Raw genomic sequence first — 20248 nt, 5'->3', positions numbered from 1 at the left:
TTACGGCTTCGCCTGCACCCAGGCTACATTACTGTTTTTTAAGTAGCCTACTTGGGGCTAGGAGTTCTTTATATCTACAACAACGCCGGACAAGCCGCGGGGCGTAGGTGTAGAGGTGATTAAGAGACAATTGCAAGCAACCAGGCTTGTATCTTTAAACAGCAATCGGTGCTTTAATTGCTGGATGAGACTGATAGTTTAAGAACTCAAAATCATCATAAACATAGTCAAATAATGATTGCGGCTTTCGTTTGATATTTAAAGTAGCTAAGGGCAAAGGCTCTCTGGCTAATTGAGTGCGTGCTTGCTCCAAATGGTTTAGATACAAATGGCAATCTCCGCCAGTCCAGATAAAATCACCTACATTGAGATTGCATTGTTGCGCCGCCATGTGGGTAAGCAGCGAATAAGATGCAATATTAAAGGGGACACCCAAAAATACATCCGCAGAACGTTGATACAATTGACAAGAAAGCGTTTTATTGGCTACATAAAACTGGAATAAGGCATGACAAGGCATTAACGCCATGTGATCCAGTTCCCCAACATTCCAGGCGCTGACCAGTAAGCGGCGAGAGTCAGGGTTGGTTTTAATTTGTTGGATGACGTCACTGAGTTGATCAATGGTGCGGCCATCAACTGTTGGCCAACTTCGCCATTGTTTGCCATAAATCGGCCCCAAGTCACCATTACGATCAGCCCATTCATCCCATATAGTTACTCCGTTTTCATTTAAATAGGCGATATTGGTATCCCCTTTCAAAAACCAGAGTAATTCATGCACGATACTGCGCATATGTAATTTTTTTGTAGTAACTAAAGGAAACCCTTGGCGTAAATCAAAGCGCATTTGATAGCCAAAAACCGATAAAGTTCCTGTGCCTGTTCGGTCTGTTTTTTGGGTTCCATGTTGTAAAATATGTTCTAACAAGTTTAAATAAGTTTTCATCGTTTAGCCCACCATAACCAAAATCCCAGCAATAACATGGGAATAGATAAAATTTGTCCCATAGTCAACCATCCGAACGCAATATAGCCCAATTGCGGATCAGGTTGTCGGAAAAACTCAGCAATAATACGACACACGGCATACCCCATTAAAAAAACGGCGGATACCCGACCAACGGGACGCGGTTTGCGTGCATAAATCCAAACAAGAAGAAACAACCCAATTCCTTCCAGGCCAAATTCGTACAACTCTGAAGGATGACGTGGCTGATTATCAACGTGGCTATATATCATTCCCCAAGGCACATCAGTAACCCGTCCCCATAGTTCACCGTTAATAAAATTACCAATGCGTCCAGCGCCTAAGCCTATGGGAACCAGCGGCGCAATAAAATCGCCTATTTCCAAAAATGATTTTTTACTTTTGAGAGAAAAGAGCCAAAGTGCAAGAGCGACACCAAGTAAGCCGCCATGAAAAGACATGCCGCCTTGCCAGATTTTAAATAATGACAAGGGATCATGTATTAATTCAGGGAAATTATAAAAAAGCATGTAGCCGACACGTCCGCCAATAATGACACCGAGGGCTGCATAAAAGATCAAATCGCTGATTTGTTCTGAGGTCCAATCCAATTGATAGTGCTTTGCGCGCCAATGGCCAAGTAACCAGCCACTCACAAAGCCAATCAGATACATTAATCCGTACCAATGAACTTCTATCGGACCTATTGAAAATGCAACAGGATTTATATAGGGAAAGGTGAGCATATCTTTTTAAGTTCCTTTTTTATCTATGTGCGCACTTCCATAATTTAAGAGAGCGAAATCATGGAGAGAACGTAGCCTGGGTGCAACGCAGCGGAACCCGGGATTAGCTGAGCTCAAAACTCCCGGGTTCCGCTGCGTTGCACCCAGGCTACAATTTTCAATCAGATTTCCATTCATAAAGACTTTCCGGCTCTGATGAGACTGCCCAATCCTTCTTCCTCTAGGGCTTTTTGTAAATGAAAACGTATTTGGGCCGGGTGTTCAAACTCCAAGACTTCGGCTAAAATTTTGCGGGCATTTGCAATAGCGAAATTACGAATAACCCATTTCACTCTCGGTAAACTTGAAGAGTTCATACTTAAGGTATCAAAGCCCATGGCGATTAGCAAAATAACAGCTAAGGGATCACTGGCCATTTCCCCGCAAATACTCACCTCTACTCCTGCTGCATGACCTCCTTCAACTACTTTGAGCAAAACACGCAACATGGCAGGATGCATGGCGTCATAAAGGCCCGCAACGCGTGCGTTATTTCTATCTACTGCCAGAAAATATTGGGTCAAGTCTTGCTGCCTACTGAGATAAAATCAACACGTTTGGCAATTTCACGTGCCAAATAAGCAGCTGCGGGAACTTCGATCATAACCCCTAACTTTGGTTTTTCAATGGCACAACCTTCTTCTAATAATTCAGTGAACGCTTGATCAATAAGATAGGAAGCTTCTTCGACCTCACTTAAATTGGTGACCATGGGTAACATAATTCGTAAATTATTCAACTCTTCGCTTGCACGCATCATCGCACGGATTTGCATCAGGAAGACATCAGGATGATCCAGCGTGACGCGAATTCCTCGCCACCCTAAATAAGGGTTATCTTCTGCAACAGGAAAATAGGGAAGTACTTTATCACCACCAATATCAAGAGTTCGCATCGTCACAGGATGTGGCGCAAAGGCTTTCAATGTTTGTCGATAAATAATCGTTTGTTCATCTTCTGAAGGAAAATGATCGCGGCTCATAAAAGGGACTTCTGAGCGGTATAAGCCAACACCTTCTGCGCCGACACTCATGGATAAGCCTGCGTCCATGGCTAAACCGGTGTTTACTTGTAAAGAAACTTTATAGTTGTCAACAGTTTCTGCAGGTTTATCCCGTAAACTAACCAGGCTTTGATTCAATGCCTGCTCTTCTTGCTCTAGAAGCTTGAATTCTGCGAGTACTGATTTTGATGGGGAAATGTAAACTTGCCCATAATATCCATCAACAATAATGGCACGGCGGGAAATCAAATCTAATTTTAAACCACGAACGCCCATAACTGTAGGCACGCCCAAGGCACGGGCTAAAATTGCGACATGTGAGTTATTGGAGCCCTTGGCTGATATAACTCCAGCCAGACATCCTTCCGGAACTTCTGCTAATGCAGCAGCAGTTACTTCTTCTCCAACGAGAACCGTCCTTTTGGGATAAACAATTTCTTCTTGTTGTGACCATTGTAATGCGGCTAAAACACGACGTCCCAAATCACGAAAATCACTGGCTCGTTCACGAAGATATGAATCTTCCATATTTTCAAATTGTGCGATGTGTTTTTTAATGACGGTCGCTAAAGCAGCTTGCGCTCCAATTTTTTCTTTACGGATTACCTGCTCTACTTCAATCCCCAAACTGTCTTTATCAAGAATACGTAAGTACACATCAAACAGCGCATGCTCGTCTTCTGCAACAACGGATTTCATACGTCTGCTCAAGCGGTGCATGTCACCTCTGGTGGACTCCAGAGCTTCATAAAATGCATTAATTTCCTCATCCAAAGTTTCTACAGGATTTTTTGGAACCGCATCAATATCTGCCTGGGGATAAACAACCACAGCGGTACCTATTCCAATACCGGGAACAGAGCCGATTCCCGCCAGAGCGGTTGTACCTGTTTCAATTTTTTTGGTAACGCCCAAAGGCTTGGGTTGTGTTAATTCAGCCAGTTCTCCTGTTGCTTCAGCATGAGCGATAATTCCGCCAAGTTGGGCAGCTAAGGTAATTAAAAAAGACTCTTCTGTATCATCGAAGCAACGTTGTTCTGTTTGCTGAACAATGAGAACGCCATAGATCTTTCTATGCTGAATAATAGGAACGCCTAAAAATGCTTTGAAATGCTCTTCCCCTAATAAGGGATTATGATAAAAATCGGGATGGGCGGGGGCATCTTCTAGATTAATAGGTTCTTCGCGTCGGCCGACAAGACCTACAAGGCCGCTATCAAATGAAATACGAACTCGGAATCGTGCTTGCTTGTTTAAACCTTCGGTTGCAATAAGAACGTATTCAGCATGTTTGGTATCGATGAGGTAAACGGAAGCGGCCTCAGCATTAATGGCTTTATTAATGTGTTGCACCAGAATGCCAAGTGCATCGGAGAGCTGCTTGGCTGCAGTGACTTCTTGAACTATCCGTTTAAGTACTTTGAGCATCTACGCTTATATTACCTCTTTTTTCGTTTAATGCCGTAAGGTGTACGACGATTTTTTTTCAACAAAGGCTCCAACTCTTTTAACGCCTGCATATAAACCTGACGTTTAAAAAAGATAACCTGTCCTTCAGGTTCATGAAAATCAACCCAACGCCAGCTGTCAAATTCTGGAGAATCACTCAGATCCAGTTTGACTTTTTGCTCACTGGCAATGAGCTTTAATAAATACCATTTTTGTTTTTGTCCTATTACTAAGGGTTCGCTGCCATGACGTAGATATTGTTTAGGGAGTCTGTATTTAAGCCAGCGCTTGGTAGAACCAATAACTTCTACATCCTCCTTATTCAATCCTACTTCCTCATGCAATTCCCGAAACATTGCTTCTAATGATGTTTCACCAGCAGCCAAGCCGCCTTGTGGAAATTGCCAGGCATCATGACCAGTTCTTCTCCCCCAAAAAACTCTATTCTGTGCGTTGACTAGGACAATACCTACATTCAACCGATAACCGGCACGATCAATCACCATGATGTCACTGTTTAGATTAAACTGCTAATAGCTTGATTTTTCCATAAACAGCGAGACCTTGGCAATTAAATCCGTAATTATTATTGAAAAAAGATAACTACTCAATAAAAACTGACTTATCTTCTATTTCTGGATTGTATTTGTAGCCTGGGTGCAGCGCAGCGAAACCGGGTTCCACTGCGCTGCACCCAGGCTACAAACGTTCAATAAAAGCGAATACCTATTTCAAATCATTTAGTTATATAATTGAGAAACATAGTCTAATTTATACTCCTATGAAAAAGAGAATTTTAATTATTAATACGGGTGGTACTATCAGTTGTATTAAAACAGAAAATGGTTATGAGCCTGCTGCAGGTTATGTGGAAGCTGCATTGCAACAAATACCTTTGCTCAAACATAAAGACATGCCTGAATATTCGGTAAAAGAATACAGCCCTTTGCTTGACTCATCCAATATGACCGTATACGACTGGAACCGAATAGCCAGAGATATAGCGGATGATTATGCAAATTTTGATGGCTTTGTCGTTTTTCACGGTACTGATACCATGGCCTATACGGCATCGGCTTTGTCTTTTATGCTGGAAAATTTAAGTAAACCAGTAATTATTACAGGCTCCCAAATTCCTTTATCGGAAGTACGTAATGACGCAATAGATAATGTAGTTACTTCATTATGGCTTTGTGCAAATCAGCCCATACATGAGGTATGCATTTACTTTAATCAACATTTATTACGCGGCAACCGAACACAAAAAATCAGTTCGCAAGGATTTAAGGCTTTTGATTCGCCGAATTATCCACGCTTGGCAGCGATAGGAATAGATATTAAGGTGCAGAAAAATCTTTTGCTCAAAAGGTCGCAGAAGTCATTTCACTTACAAACGATCGAACCCCAATTTATTGCCAATTTCAGATTATTCCCAGGGTTTGCTACCGACGTTTTAGCTTATATTTTAAATCAACCCTTATGTGGTCTGATCTTAGAAACATATGGTGCAGGCAATGCGCAAAATAATGACCCTCGTTTTTTAAAATTGCTTAAAGATGCTTGTGCACGCGGCGTGATCATTATTAACTGCACTCAATGCCAACAGGGAGGGGTGGAAATGAGTCAATATGCTACGGGACACTCCTTAAAAAAAGCAGGACTGATTAGCGGCCATGATATGACCCCTGAGGCGGCGCATTGCAAGTTACTGTATTTGCTCAGTAAACGATTGGACATTTCAGAAATAAAAAGACTGATGGAAACGGATCTTTGTGGGGAATTGACTGCGTAATCGTGAGTTTGAAGCCTAAATGCCACGCAGCGGAACCCGGATTGAACCATTTTTATTTGGGTTTCGAATTCCGAGGTTCGTTGCGAGGGTTATGCGGATGAGTATACAAAGGGTTAAACGGTTAATGACGATTTTGCTTCCTCACTCACTGATGGGCATCGTTCTTTAATTTCCTCAAGCGCATTGTCCATCGCGACTTTTAATCGTCCTCTGCTGGGCTTTATAGTAGGTGCTTTAACTCTGGCCACTGCAATCAAGGTTACTTGTACAGGTATCGAGTCAATGGGTTTTGATTCTTCACAAATCCCAGCATTCTCTCTTTGAATCGCATCGATTGCTTCAAGAACAAAAGTCTTACGTAACTCTTTATAATTCGATTTTTCCTTATCTAAACCGTCTAGTTTTTCTTTGCATCTTAGAATGTGTTTCATCAGACAGTCTTCTTTTTTAGCTCTGATTTCTATTGCTGTAGAATGACTAATGGTATTGGAAACGGTTTCATATATTTTAGCAAGCATGCCTTCTTCGGGAGGACAAATAATATGTTCACCCAGGTAATAAGCTGCATGAGCACAAAGTAAGTTAAACGGATCATCATCATCAGCTACATCAATAAGGCTAAATGGTTTATCACCAAGAAATGTTTTTTTCTCACCAAGAGATGCTTTTTCAAGAAGAAACGTTTTCTCAGCAAGAGCGGGGATTTCAACAAGAGCTCGATAAAACCTGTCTAGGCTGGAATTAAGTTTACTTAAGGTCTCATTTAAGTCACCTCGATTCCATGATTTTTTTTTGCGTAAAACCTCCACCGCAGTGTCTATTGTACTGATCTGCTCTTTTATCGTGGCTAAATTATTCTTATCCGTGTCTTCCTTTGAAAAATCTGAAATGCATTTTTGCAGGGTACGGGTTAAACTTCTTTGTTGTTCGGAGTGTTTCGTATCGCGAAAATAGCCGTAAAACATTCCGGTATCATCCTTAATCGAATCTTCTATTGATTTATTTAAAACGCGATCTGTAAGTGCTTTGGTTGTTCTAACAAATATTGATGACATTGCTCTACTCCTTGAACTGTATTTTAGTTATCATATCTCTTTTTAATCATTAATATTGAGGCAGATTGTTTTATTGAAAAACTGTTATTGTTTTTAACCTAGGAACTCATAACTCCATGAATTTACAAATTATTATTTTAGCTGCGGGTCAGGGTAAGCGAATGTATTCCAGCACTCCTAAAGTACTTCACCAGATTGCTGGGAAGCCCATGTTAACTCGGGTAGTGGAAACCGCACAGCAACTAAATCCTGATGTAATCCATGTCATATACGGTCATGGTGGTGAACAACTTAAGAACTCACTCCCTGACTTAACTGTGCATTGGGTCTATCAGGCAGAACAATTAGGTACAGGTCATGCAGTAATGCAGGCTTTACCCTTTATTCCACCACAAACACAAGTTCTTGTTTTATCTGCTGATGTACCGCTTATTCAAGCAGATACGCTACGCGCATTAATTGCGTGCAGCAATACAGCAAACGCTCATCAATCCATTTTGTCACTCTTAGTTGCTCATCTTGAAGATCCGAGTGGTCTTGGACGGATTGTTAGAGACAACCAAGGTGAAGTTTCCATCATTGTAGAAGAAAAAGATGCAAATGAGCAAGAAAAGAATATAAAAGAAATTTATTCAGGGATTTGTTGTGCTATTTCTGATGATTTAGAAAAGTGGTTGCCCAAGTTGGGTAATGATAATGCTCAATCTGAATACTATCTCACTGAAATTATTGCTTTAGCTACTGCGAGTCAAACACCAATTAGAACACTGAGCGTAAAAGATAGTGCAGAAATTCAAGGTGTGAATAACCGATTGCAATTACAGCAATTAGAGCGAATATGGCAAGTACGACACGCTGAAAAATTATTGCTTCAGGGAGTAGCTATAGCAGATGCAAATCGTTTTGATTTACGTGGTGAGTTAATCTGTGGTAAAGACGTATTCATTGATGTGAATTGTGTATTTAAAGGAAAGGTGATTCTCGGAGATGGTTGCTCTATAGGACCTAATTGCATACTTACTGATGTAAGTTTAGATGCTGGGTGTGAGATTTATGCCAACAGTGTCTTGGAAGGTTGTACCATAGCAAATGATTGTGCTATTGGCCCTTTTGCTCGATTAAGAGCAGGTACTGAGTTAGCTGCACATTGTAAGATAGGCAATTTTGTTGAAACCAAAAAAGCTATATTTGGTGCGGGTTCCAAAGCAAGTCATTTAAGTTACTTAGGTGATGTGAGTTTAGGGAAAGAAGTTAATGTAGGAGCAGGTACAATTACCTGCAATTATGACGGAGTTAATAAACACAAAACCGTCATTGAAGATGGTGTTTTTGTCGGTTCAGACACCCAACTCATTGCGCCGGTGACTGTAGGTGCTTATGCAACTATAGGAGCAGGCAGTACCATTCGAAAGAATGTTCCTCCTGGTGAATTGACCCTTACTGAATCAAGGCAGAAAACGGTGTATGGTTGGAAGAGACCAGCGAAAAAAGAATAATAAGCACTCACTCTGTATAACCGGAAAGCCATATTTGGCTCATCTTGAACGAAAAATATGCTGATAAATGCTCACATACTGATGTATGCTGCGCTTTCTCAGCATATTTTTCGTTCAACCTGAGCTCAAATCTGACTTTCCACCAAGATTCAGTTGCCGCTCGTTTGTTCTTTTAGGTTGATGCGATTGTCTGAACCGTTACGGAAAATCGAACCTCAATCATACTGCAAAGTCGATGCTTTGTTTTTTTCCATATAGGCACAGAACCATATAATGAAGGGTAGAAAAACCAATGTCATGAATAATTTGTAATGCCAAACATTAGCTACCAAACTAATAATTTGATCGTAAGGATAAATACCACCGAATAGTAAGCTGTAGTCAATTAAACACAACAAAGAATTAGAACAAAAATTAGCAATTAAGATACGTAATGGGCGATGTAAACTCCATTTTGAGTGTTTCAAGAGGTGTAGTAGCAAAGCATTACTGATGAACGCAACAAATAATGTCAGAGAAGCAGTAGGTAGCCTTTTTAACATAATGTAGTTGTAAAAAGGATTCAAATTAAAGAACGTTGGCGATGGCAAAGCAACAATTCCTATAAGCAAAATATCAAAAGTGAATTGACTCGCAATAAGGATTAGGCATAATTTTAAATTGACTCTGTAACCCCACAGTTCGCCAAGTATTGTACTTATCATTAAAGTAATGGGAAAAAATAATGAGCTGGCTGATAAAACCATATATTTATTGATAATCGTTACTATTCTGTATTCGCAAGCTAAACAAATGAGCATTATGACGATCGCAACACAAATAAAGTAATGATATAAGGGGAGTGCTTCTCTATCTCGCTTGAGGTCTGGGATAAAAGGCAAATTCTGGTATTTCAGTAAAAAGGTCAGATAGAACACACCAATAATAAGTAGTATGATTGATGCAAGCATGAATGAATCAATAAAAATGTGTTTGAAGCTGTGCAGATGAACCCCTGAAAATAAGAGGAAAAAGTCCAATCCAAAAAAACTGAGGCCCCCTAACAATGCAAGCAGCATACATTGTTTGGGTGAAGGCAATGCTTTACTGGCTTTAGGATAAAATAATAGATGGGGGACGTAGAAACTCAGTGCAAAAGCAATAGTAGTTGCAAAGAATTTTTTAGGGATGTCTTCAAAAATAATTTGATAAACAGGATTATTATGCATGTATTCGGCTGCGGGTAAGTTTATGAGTATATAAACCCCGATACAAAATACATACAAAGTCAGTAAAGAGATATTCAGTAAATGTCTTTGTTCTTTAATGGTACAATTTCTTAATGCTAATAAATACAAACCTGCAATGAGTGGACAGATCAAACAGTTCACAGAGAACATGAGTCCTTCTATGAGAACGATTTTGAACGATACATTAATTAATAAGATAAGAGAGGTGATAACACTTACAGTTAGAAATAAAAAACAGCACCGCTGTGAAGGCAATGATTGATTCATATGCTTAGGATTTCCATAATTTTTGATTTGCTAATAATTGCCTTGTAATGAGCTAATTCGCGCGCAAATATAACACTACTGCATTTAATATGGCAAGTAGTTACGTAATTCTACTGGCAAACAGAGTGAATGGGGTGAAATGGAACGATAAAAAATCCTTATCCAGATAAACTTAATTCTATTTTTCGTACTGATTTTTAAAGAAAACAAGCATAGATCAAAGCATTAACAAGCGTGAGCGGAGCTCCGATTTTTATAAACTCAAAAAAATCAAAACCTCTAACACTGCGTTTCTCGCAGTTTTGAATAATAATGATGTTACTTGCTGCCCCTAAAATCGATAAATTACCCGCAATAGTACTTCCTGCAGCCAGGGCTAATAAACTTGAATCAGAAACAGGATAGTGCATGAGAAGCGGTAAGTATAAAGCCACCAAAGGTACATTGGATATAAATTGACTCAGAATAATACTGATTATCAAAATAGTAGGGACTTGGGTAATTGAAAGATGAAAATGATTGATGCCGGTTTGAAAAAAACCACTGTCCCACACACTTTGCATCAGAATAAAAATACTTGCAAAAAATATTAAAGTACCCCAATCCAAGCGTTTGATGAGCTCTATTCGACGTTTGCTGAGTAAAATGGGTAAGGATGAGACAAGTGCTATATGGCTGAAATTTAAGTGAGTGGATGGTTGCATACAATCAAAAACTATTTTAAGAATGATTAAAAGACATAAAGTCACTAAGCTTAGTTTAACCAATATTACTGTATGGTGATCACTCACAGGTGAAGGAGTTGGCTTCTCAATGGGTTCGTTTAAGACTTTTTTATAAAAAAAATATATGAATAGGTAAGTAATGGCAAGATTTATCAATGTCGGTATCGCCAACAGCCTTATAAATTGGAAAAAAGGAGAAGGCATTTCTCCTTTTACTGCGATCAATAAGTTTTGAGGATTACCTACAGGGCTGAGGGTACTGCCTATGGTGATGGAAAATGCCAATGCAAAAATTAAGGGTTTGATTAGTTTTTTATGTAATTGGCATAATTGAATGATAATGGGGGTACCTATGATTGCAATCGTATCATTCATGAGTAAGGAAGCGCTTAGCCCAAGGATAAATAAGATAATGACTAAAGCCTGTTTCCCATTGTGAGCATGATAGAACATTTTGTCGGTGAGTTGTTCTAAGTAGCCACTGTCTTCTGCTGCTTGTGCAATGAGAAAAACACCAAATAAATAAATCATCACATCCGGTTCAATTGCTGCAACTGCACGGGCAGGGGTGATTTGTTTCAATAGTAGTGCAGCAGCAGCGCCCACGGTGGTAATAAGCCAGATTGGAATAATAATTCGTGTCATTCTACGAAAGGCAATTCCAATTAAGGTGATCAAAAGAATCAAAATCGCTACATACATTCTTTCGATCCCCCTTAACTTATTACTGAATCTTCCAGCAATTCATCGAAAAACCACATTTTAACCCAACTCGCACTCAAATCTGACTTTTCCCCAGAATTCGTCACTTGTGGCTAAGAGACAGTAACTTATTGGCTGTATTCAAGTGATGAAGACAGTTCCCCCAAGGTAGTTGATGATTCAAGTTCCGATTTTTTGCGCGATGTGTTGGTGACGAGTGCAGGGCGCTGTTTGGTAGAAAATAAACTATTTGCTGATATTAAGGGTAAAGTTTTTTGAGGAATTAGCTTTTTGGCTTCAATCACCGTTGGCGTTCGTGGTGTTTTTAACTCATTGGCTGAAGGTATAACTTTGACTTGCGATTCTGGAGGAAGTTCAATGATCTTGTCCGTTTCATGCAAGCCCACATTAGGTGTTCCTTTAGCCAAGAGTACCTCATGAGATACATTATTTCGCTCGATCCATAATTTAAGCGCTGATACAAAATCCCAAAAATCTTCTTTTTTACTCAATGATAAAAGAAACTCAGTGAGCTTTATGGGCAAACCAAAGCGGTAGTTTAATACGACTGGGAGCGTATATTTGACTGTAGATGCGATTGCCATAGGTGCCGTTGTCAGTGTTTTAACAGGCTTTGTGGCTTCAACGACTTCTATAATATAGAGTAAATCAGTGCGAATGTCGGGCCAAAATTCCTTAATCACCGGATCATTGACTGCATTTTTGGGGCTATGAAACATACTTGGAAGGGCAATTTCCTTTGTTGTTTTAAGTGCTCTCCCAAAAAAACCAGGTGATGTCACTTTTACTTGCTCTAAATCACTTTCGAGTACTCGAGTTAGGAACTTGAAAACAGTTGATAAAGGAATAAATGGTTTTGTGCCTGGAGGTGGTTTAAAATCAATGGGTATTCTTTGCATTAATCCTGCAAACACAACGTCAACGACAAACCGTTTGGCGCGATCATAAATCACTAAAGGATCAACCGGAATTTTATCTTTTGCCGAGCGGACTAGCGGCAAAGACATATGCGATGCAACATTAATATGTCCTAAAAGTAATAAATGACGCAATGTTCTGAGGTACAGATATGGAGGAGTACCTACTGTGGACTCAAATGCATAATCCATCAAGTACGAGAATCCAGTATAGACAGCACCGAAAGACAGTATGGATTCGGATTTCATGGCTTTATGGCGCTCACAGCGCTCGGGTGTTGCCATGCGTGTAATGTATTCACCATAAAAATAGATGGCTAATATCCATGAGATTTGCTCCCCATAAGGAAGGGATTTACTAATTCCCCAAAGCACCAGATCATTAAAGGCCAAAACTAAGGGTTCACGTAGGGTTCCTTTAAATTTACGTTTGAAATTACAATCTTCTTCTTTTTCGCCACAGAGTGTTGGAGGAGGGGGATTGAGCTTCGCTTTGTGCTCGTTAAACGCGGAGGAACCTAATGCATCAAGCGCAAAAGTATGCACAACTAATTTAGATGACTGTCTATAGGTAAATCCCCACGCCGCGTAATTCACCAGAGCCAAGGTGGGTAGAACTGCATAGGATGCCAACATGGATGTTGGGTCAGTTGGGCGCAAATAATTTTGAATGCTATTGTTTGCATAATGTACCGCGACAACGGGCAGAACATCATAAAAAAGAATATTCCCTGTCCCGTTGACGATTTTCATCACCGGGGGTGTGACCACCGCAGGAATTGCCTCGCGTAAGGCTAAGACTTGTTCGGCCACATAAAATGCTGTGTTTGCAGCGTAGCCTACGGTTTGTTTTATGGCATTATTCCAAAGCCATGTCGCTCCATCACCAAGTGACTTGGCTCCCTCGCCCATAGAAGTCCAAAATTTCATAGTATTGCTCTCCCTGCAACAACGAAATTTTATTGTATGAGTAAAAAATTAGAAATGCTAGTCTTTTTCTCATGAAGCCCAGGAAGATTACATAGTGCTACGATTCTATTAAATTTTTAATCTTAATAAGACAAAGTGGGTTATTTTTTGTTTTTATAAGTTTTTATCCGGGTACTCACAAAGATCCTGAATGATGCACGTTTTACATTGAGGGCGGCGTGCAGTACATACATAACGCCCATGTAAAACAAGCCAATGATGCGCATCTTTTAAAAAATCAGGAGCAATATTTTTTATCAGCGCTTTTTCTACTTCCAAAGGAGTTTTCCCTTTAGCGAGTCCAGTACGATTTGCTACCCTAAATATGTGGGTATCTACAGCCACTGTGGATTCGCCAAAAGCTGTATTCAGGATTACATTCGCTGTTTTACGACCTACTCCTGGTAAAGACTCCAAGTCATTACGTTTATTAGGTACTTTTCCATTGTAATTTTTGATCAGTAAGGCACAGGTTTTCATAATGTTTTGTGCTTTGCTGTTATAAAGACCTATAGATTTAATATAATCTTTAAATTTTTCCTCTCCCAAATCAAGAATATCCTGGGGGGTGTTCGCTACTGGAAATAGTTTGGCTGTTGCTTTATTTACGCCCACATCAGTTGCTTGCGCTGAAAGAATGACAGCAATTAGTAATTCAAAAGCGGAATGATAAACCAACTCCGTAGTTGGATGTGGGTTTTGTTTACGAAAACGCACAAAAATTTCATGGCGCTGCTGTTTATTCATGAGTTTTTTTCGCTTTTACCCGTGCCAATGCATGTTGAATATAGTCTTGCTTGGCTTTTAGGTCTTGAGTCTTATCCGCTTTTAATGCAAGTTGGCGCTTTTCTCTATAAGCCTGTTGTTTTTCATGTTCCTCACGTAATAAACGTGTTTGTTTGGCATTAAAGCGGTTACGTGCTAAGTCTTTATCATAATGTACATCCGGTAAAGTAACCATCTCAATACAATCTACCGGACATGGAGCAACACACAAGCCACAACCCGTACATTCATGGTTAATCACCGCATGCATTAATTTGCCGCTCCCAATAATTGCATCCACCGGACAGGCTTTGATGCATTTGGTACACCCAATGCATTCTGCTTCACGAATAACCGCAACAGAGGGGGAGCGGGTATTCATAAGCGCTTTCTCCAAATAAGGAGCAGGATCAATATTGAGTAAAGCGCCTAGCGCTTTGACTGTAGTAACGCCTCCGGGAGGGCATTTATTGATGGGAGCAGTCCCTTGAGCCAGAGCTTCGGCATAGGGCAAGCAGCCAGGGTATTCGCATTCGCCACATTGAGTTTGTGGCAAAAGCGCATCAATTTCTTTAACTGAGGCCATGGTACACCTGTTTGGATTGCTCCAGCATGGCATGTATTTTTTCCTTTTCAACACGAACCATTAAAGGCTGAAAAGTATTGAGATTATGATTGAGCAAAGGTTGATTAATGGATTCCCAGTTAAGGGGTTCACAATTTAAAAAATCTTCTGCAGCTTTGGCCATCAACGGCAATACGGGTTTTAAATAAGTGATTAAAATCCGAAATAAATTAATCCCCATGGTACAAATGGCTTGTACTTCGGGCAAACGTCCTTCTTCTTTTGCTAATACCCAGGGTTTGTGTGTATCTATATATTGATTCACTTTATCGGCGCAATCCATAATATGACGAATAGCGCGTGCATAATCGCGAGAAATAAATGATTCAATCACTTCAGTGCGCATTTCGAGGAGTTCTGCATACAATTGAGGGGCACTCAAACTGTTACTTAAGCGGTTATCAAAGCGCTTATTGATAAAACCGGCACAACGACTGGCAATATTGACTACTTTACCCACGAGATCAGCATTGATCCTATTGATGAAATCATCAAAATTTAAATCCAAATCATCAACGCGACCGTTTAGCTTGGCGGCAAAATAATAACGTAGGTATTCGGGGTGCAGGTGCTCCAGATAAGTCCGAGCTTCAAGAAAAGTTCCACGTGATTTTGACATTTTCTGGCCATCAACAGTCAAAAAACCATGAGTGTACACTGCTGTAGGCATGCGATGACCACTGGCTGCAAGCATGGCAGGCCAAAATAAAGCATGGAAGTAAACAATGTCTTTGCCAACAAAATGATATAACTCGGTGGTAGAGTCTTTATCCCAATATTCAGCAAAAGAAATGCCTTGCTCATCGCAGTATTTTTTAAAACTGGCCATATAACCTATAGGGGCATCAAGCCAGACATAGAAGTATTTGTCTGTAGTTCCGGGAATTGGAAATCCAAAATAAGGTGCGTCACGCGATATATCCCATTGCTTTAATCCTGCGGCAAACCACTCATCCAGTTTATTCGCTACTTCCGCTTGCAAATGACCGCTACGGGTCCATTCTTTTAAAAGCGATTCATAACGTGGCAAATCAAAGAAATAATGTTCCGAATCTTTTTCTATAGGTTTGGCACCTGAAATAGCAGATACCGCATCAATTAAATCCGTAGGTGAGTAGGTCGCGCCACAGACCTCACAGTTATCCCCATATTGATCGCGAGCACCACATTTGGGACATGTTCCCTTGACGTAGCGATCAGGCAAAAACATTTGTTTTACGGGATCATAAGCTTGCCGTATGGTTTTTTTAATAATGGAACCATGTGCCTGCAATGACGCGTAAATGCCTGCAGCTAAGGTCTGGTTTTCTGAAGAGTGGGTTGTATGATAACAGTCATAATCGATCGCAAACGCCTTGAAATCACGCTCATGGCTTTGCTTTATTTCAGCAGTCAAAGTCTCTGGAGTAATTCCCATTTGTTCTGCTTTCAACATAATCGGGGTACCATGCGCATCGTCACCACAGATGCTGATGCAATCGATTCCAGACATTTTATGGGTACGCACCCAAATATCGGTTTGAATATGTTCTACTAAATGTCCGAGATGTAAATGCCCATTTGCATAGGGTAAGGCGCTGGTTACCAGCATTTTACGTTGTTTCGCCATTAATTCAGTACCTGCATATGTGAAAATGACAGATTATAGCGCATGTGAGTCATAAATGCTGTAGACAACGGAGTTATGTTATAGAGTAAATTGTGGTTGCCATTACACAACAAGAATTTTAAATTGTGACTATAGCTTAGTATTCATCCATTATTTATGGTTAATGTCTTATAAATAATTCATTAGAAATAAAAAACGCGGCATACGCCGCGTTTTGCATTTCTACTATTTAGTAGATTTATACTTAAGACTGGCTCAGACTGAGTTTTCTTGTCTCTTCAACGACCACTTCATCTTTCTTAACAGGAGGCTTGGTGCTCAACAAAGGAGACGAGTGATGTTCTACTTCTTCACTTTTATTCAAAGTCACTACAGTGCCTGATGAACGCTTCTCTAAACTACTGTCTGTGCGCTTAACTGTTTCTTTGGGTTGAAGCAAGGTGTATGGGCTGCTGATAACCATAGTATCAGTACCATTACGCTTGTTGTCATGCCCATGAGTGTCTTCTACATGGTCAAAGTCAAGGTCTAGTTTTTCTATTGTACTGCCTTTTCTGCTTCCAGCACGAAGACCTTTGCAGCATTCAGCAAGCCATTTAATTCCATTGACAGCAGCAGCGGTTACATAAGTTGCAACAGAAGCAGCAGCAGCAGCTAATCCAGCAGCAAGACCGATTTGTGCAACAGTGCTCGCGCCAGCGATCGCAGCAATAGAAAGACCACCGATTGAGAAAGTAGCAACTGCAGCTAGAGCAGCAGGCCACAAGAATAAAGTAAGTGCAACTGCACCAGCAGCAAGTAAAGAAATCCATGCAGCAGCAGCGATTGCTTGTTTGTGGTTCGAGAGGAAATCAGCAGTTGAACGACTAACAAATTTAATGCCATCAGCTAGATAACCAACTAAACCAGGCGTAGTTACAGGTTTACCATCAAGACCGATTTTAACTTTTTCAACACCGTCTCTACCTGTTACTTTTACAGTAGAACCAAATACTAAGTTAGTGATACCTGTAAAAGCATTTGCGGGCAATTCAAAAATTGTCTTCGCTATTTTTCTAAGTTTCATGTGTTACTCCAAGGTTATAAATCAGGGCGAATAATAGCAATGATTTTGCTATATGTGAATTAAAAATGCTCAATTTGTTGTAACAAAAGTGTAAAAATATTTGATTTTTTCGCGTGAATAGTGTAATAAATGAACAAGATTTATATTAATAAATCCTTAAGGTTTTTTTTTAAACATAAAAAACTTAAGTATGGTGTATCGATAAAGGGAACTATGTAAGCACCTGATAATTCCCTGCAGTTTTATTAGTAATCGGAACGACGATATAGAGTCGGATCATCAATTCCAGCGCCAAGAAAGCCGCGCTTTCTAAATGTACAACTATCACATTGGCCACATGCTTCACCGGCATCATTTGCCTGATAACATGAAACAGTTAAGCTGTAATCTACCCCCAGACTTAGCCCCAATTGGATTGTTTCTACCTTACTTAAATGTTGTAAGGGCGCATGAATGGAAAAGCGATCACCGCTTACACCTGCTTTAGTTGCTAAATTGGCTAAAGTTTGAAAGGCCTGGATAAATTCAGGTCGACAGTCCGGGTAATGAGAATAATCAACAGAGCTTGCACCGATAAAAATTTCTCTTGCTCCTATAGATTCTGCAAAACCTAAGGCCATAGCCAAGAAAATGGTATTGCGTGCAGGCACATAAGTCACTGGAATGTCAGAGCCTTCCTGAAATGAAGGTACTTCTATATTAGAATCTGTCAACGCTGAATTACGAAACAATGCAGTATCTAAGGTGACAATTTGATGTGTCACAACATGATAATGTTGGGCAATGCGTTGTGCAGCGAGCAATTCAGCTGAGTGCCTTTGTCCATAAGAAAAGCTGATTGCATAGCAGGAAAAACCTTTGGAGCGTGCTAATGCCAGACACGTTGTTGAATCCAGGCCGCCAGATAATAGGACTACCGCTTTTTTCATAGTATATAAGTCTCCAAAATTCACTCATTTTTAACTTCTATAAGCCCATGCAAGAACCACATCCTACGTTCTGCGGATAAGTCGCAGGGCCTGGGCGATTTTAATTTGTACAGTCTTCTTAAGAAGTTACCTTTTTTTAGGTTTAAAATGCTGCTAGAATGCGCCCATTATGCCATAACATGGAACTTTATGACGACTACTCTTTATCCAGTTATCCTTGCAGGCGGTTCAGGAACTCGTTTATGGCCCTTATCTCGTAAAAATTATCCGAAACAATTTTTGGCCTTAAATGGTGAACTCTCTCTTTTACAACAAACTGTGAACAGAGCGCAGAATCTGGTAAATACTCATGCACTTATTGTCAGTAACGATGCGCATTATTTTCTTTGTCAGGATCAATTAAATCATTTAACTCATTCGATGACTTATTTACTGGAACCTTGCGCCCGTAATACAGCCCCAGCAATTGCCTGCGCAGCGCATTATTTATCCCAAACTGCCGGTCCTGATGCAGTGATGTTGGTACTTCCATCCGATCATTGGATAGCTGATGATCAGGCATGGCAAGAAGCCATGTTAAAAGGAGCACAATTTGCTGCAGACCATCATGCTTTAATTACTTTTGGCATTCAGCCGGATAGTCCTAAAACCGGATATGGTTATATAGAAGCAGGGTTATCATTAACGGATGGAGTGCAACAGGTTTTAAGTTTCAGAGAAAAACCGGCACTTGAGCAAGCAAAAGAATTTATTGCCAGTGGAAATTATTTTTGGAATAGCGGCATGTTTGTTTGCCGTGCGGACGTATACCTTCAAGAATTAGTCGAATACCAACCAGACATCCATTATTTTAGTCAGCAAGCTGTTTTAAAAGCACAGCATCGCCATGATTTTTTACGTCTCGATTTAGAATGTTTTTCTCGTTGTGAGGCTGAGTCCATTGATTATGCAATTATGGAAAAAACGGATAAAGCTGCAGTGATACCTGTTTCCATGCAGTGGAGCGATTTAGGGTGTTGGTCTGCGGTAGCGGATGCGAATACACCCGATCAAGACGGAAACACGGTGACAGGAAAAGTGATTGCACAGCAGAGCTCTAATTGCCTGATTCACAGCACAGACATTTTAGTGACCGCAATAGGTGTACAAGATCAAATCATTGTTGCTACCCAAGATGCTGTTTTGGTCGCGGACAAGCAATATTCGCAACACGTTAAAGATTTAGTGAGTTCTTTAAGTAAAGATCACCATCAATTGACTCAAGATCACCAACGCGTATCTCGTCCTTGGGGATATTATGAAGTTTTGGCTGAGGGTGCTTCTTTTAAAGTAAAACGACTTATGGTAAAACCTGGTGCTCGCTTATCCTTACAGATGCATCAGCATCGAGCCGAACATTGGGTTGTTGTTTCTGGAAAGGCAGAAGTAATCAATGACACCCAAACGATTAATTTATCAGTAAATCAATCAACTTATATCGCCCAAAATACACTTCATCGTTTAAGCAACCCCGGTAATGAACCACTTTATGTTATTGAGGTTCAAAGTGGTGCGTATTTAGGCGAGGATGATATTAAACGTTTTGATGACATCTACGCACGCGAACTTTCCTAATAATTGTTTTATAAAAAATTTGTAGCTTGGGTGCAGCGAAGCGAAAGCCGGGTTTTCCAAACAAAAATTTCCCGGGTTTTGCTTCGCTGCACCCAGGCTACAATGTCTCCTAAGAAGTTAATCCCTACGAAGATTCACTATTTTATGCAAATTTTAGTTTCAATAGTGTAAATCAATGAATGTCCAGCTTGTTTTTAAAATTAGTGCTATGTTATAAAAAAGAACATATTAATTTTTTTGTGATTAAATGAATTAGTCGC

Annotated in this window: 15 protein-coding genes and 1 pseudogene; 3 read left to right on the top strand and 13 right to left on the bottom strand. The window is 40.1% G+C overall.

The features are described from left to right. Positions 1-154: 154 nt before the first annotated feature. The 4 genes and pseudogenes from thyA to Lani_RS06260 all read right to left on the bottom strand — a co-directional run bounded on the left by thyA (position 155) and on the right by Lani_RS06260 (position 4713). Positions 155-949, bottom strand: a complete 795-nt coding sequence (gene thyA, locus Lani_RS06275; RefSeq protein WP_019232811.1) for a thymidylate synthase — start codon at positions 947-949, stop codon at positions 155-157. Continuing rightward, positions 946-1716, bottom strand: a complete 771-nt coding sequence (lgt, locus tag Lani_RS06270; RefSeq protein ID WP_019232812.1) for a prolipoprotein diacylglyceryl transferase — start codon at positions 1714-1716, stop codon at positions 946-948. Before lgt ends, thyA begins: the two co-directional genes overlap by 4 nt. 173 nt (positions 1717-1889) lie before the next feature. Continuing rightward, positions 1890-4186: pseudogene (gene ptsP / locus Lani_RS06265) on the bottom strand (phosphoenolpyruvate--protein phosphotransferase). Positions 4187-4197: 11 nt separating this feature from the next. Further along, positions 4198-4713: an RNA pyrophosphohydrolase gene (locus tag Lani_RS06260; protein WP_019232815.1), complete on the bottom strand. Its 516-nt coding sequence runs from the start codon at positions 4711-4713 to the stop codon at positions 4198-4200. Between the two features lie 275 nt (positions 4714-4988). On the opposite strand from Lani_RS06260, the gene ansA reads away from it, so the two are divergent. Further along, positions 4989-5999, top strand: a complete 1011-nt coding sequence (gene ansA, locus Lani_RS06255; protein ID WP_019232816.1) for an asparaginase — start codon at positions 4989-4991, stop codon at positions 5997-5999. A 113-nt stretch (positions 6000-6112) separates the two neighbouring features. Here ansA and Lani_RS06250 read toward each other — a convergent pair whose 3' ends face one another. After that, on the bottom strand, positions 6113-7054 hold the full coding sequence (locus tag Lani_RS06250; RefSeq protein WP_019232817.1) for a hypothetical protein: 942 nt from the start codon (positions 7052-7054) through the stop codon (positions 6113-6115). Between the two features lie 116 nt (positions 7055-7170). On the opposite strand from Lani_RS06250, the gene glmU reads away from it, so the two are divergent. Then, positions 7171-8550, top strand: coding sequence for a bifunctional UDP-N-acetylglucosamine diphosphorylase/glucosamine-1-phosphate N-acetyltransferase GlmU (glmU, locus tag Lani_RS06245; RefSeq protein WP_019232818.1), 1380 nt, complete (start codon positions 7171-7173; stop codon positions 8548-8550). Between the two features lie 215 nt (positions 8551-8765). Here the strand turns inward: glmU and Lani_RS06240 are convergent, their stop codons facing one another. The 8 genes from Lani_RS06240 to queC all read right to left on the bottom strand — a co-directional run bounded on the left by Lani_RS06240 (position 8766) and on the right by queC (position 18374). Then, positions 8766-10046: a VUT family protein gene (locus tag Lani_RS06240; protein WP_019232819.1), complete on the bottom strand. Its 1281-nt coding sequence runs from the start codon at positions 10044-10046 to the stop codon at positions 8766-8768. 197 nt (positions 10047-10243) lie between these two features. Next, positions 10244-11473 carry an SLC13 family permease gene (locus Lani_RS06235; RefSeq protein WP_019232820.1) on the bottom strand — a complete coding sequence of 410 codons (1230 nt, stop codon included), beginning with the start codon at positions 11471-11473 and terminating at the stop codon, positions 10244-10246. 128 nt (positions 11474-11601) lie between these two features. After that, complete coding sequence (locus Lani_RS06230; RefSeq protein ID WP_019232821.1) at positions 11602-13341, bottom strand: hypothetical protein; 1740 nt, start codon at positions 13339-13341, stop codon at positions 11602-11604. 153 nt (positions 13342-13494) lie between these two features. Further along, positions 13495-14127, bottom strand: coding sequence for an endonuclease III (gene nth / locus Lani_RS06225; RefSeq protein ID WP_019232822.1), 633 nt, complete (start codon positions 14125-14127; stop codon positions 13495-13497). Beyond that, complete coding sequence (locus Lani_RS06220) at positions 14120-14731, bottom strand: RnfABCDGE type electron transport complex subunit B (protein ID WP_019232823.1); 612 nt, start codon at positions 14729-14731, stop codon at positions 14120-14122. The genes nth and Lani_RS06220 overlap by 8 nt, the downstream gene beginning before the upstream one ends. Next, positions 14718-16379, bottom strand: coding sequence for a methionine--tRNA ligase (metG, locus tag Lani_RS06215; RefSeq protein WP_019232824.1), 1662 nt, complete (start codon positions 16377-16379; stop codon positions 14718-14720). The genes Lani_RS06220 and metG overlap by 14 nt, the downstream gene beginning before the upstream one ends. A 244-nt stretch (positions 16380-16623) precedes the next feature. Continuing rightward, a complete protein-coding gene (locus tag Lani_RS06210) occupies positions 16624-17445 on the bottom strand; it encodes a hypothetical protein (RefSeq protein WP_019232825.1) in 822 nt (273 codons plus the stop codon). Between the two features lie 245 nt (positions 17446-17690). Further along, the gene (gene queC / locus Lani_RS06205; RefSeq protein ID WP_019232826.1) at positions 17691-18374 is read right to left on the bottom strand and encodes a 7-cyano-7-deazaguanine synthase QueC; all 684 of its coding nucleotides are present in this window, start codon (positions 18372-18374) and stop codon (positions 17691-17693) included. 189 nt (positions 18375-18563) lie between these two features. Here queC and Lani_RS06200 point away from each other — a divergent pair, with 189 nt between their 5' ends. Continuing rightward, complete coding sequence (locus tag Lani_RS06200) at positions 18564-19988, top strand: mannose-1-phosphate guanylyltransferase/mannose-6-phosphate isomerase (protein WP_019232827.1); 1425 nt, start codon at positions 18564-18566, stop codon at positions 19986-19988. Positions 19989-20248 lie beyond the last annotated feature (260 nt).

It is taken from the genome of Legionella anisa, from assembly GCF_001467525.1.
GTDB classification, from domain to species: Bacteria; Pseudomonadota; Gammaproteobacteria; order Legionellales; family Legionellaceae; genus Legionella; species Legionella anisa.
The sequence above is the reverse complement of the archived record's forward strand: the minus strand, read 5'-3'. Positions and strand labels throughout refer to the sequence as shown.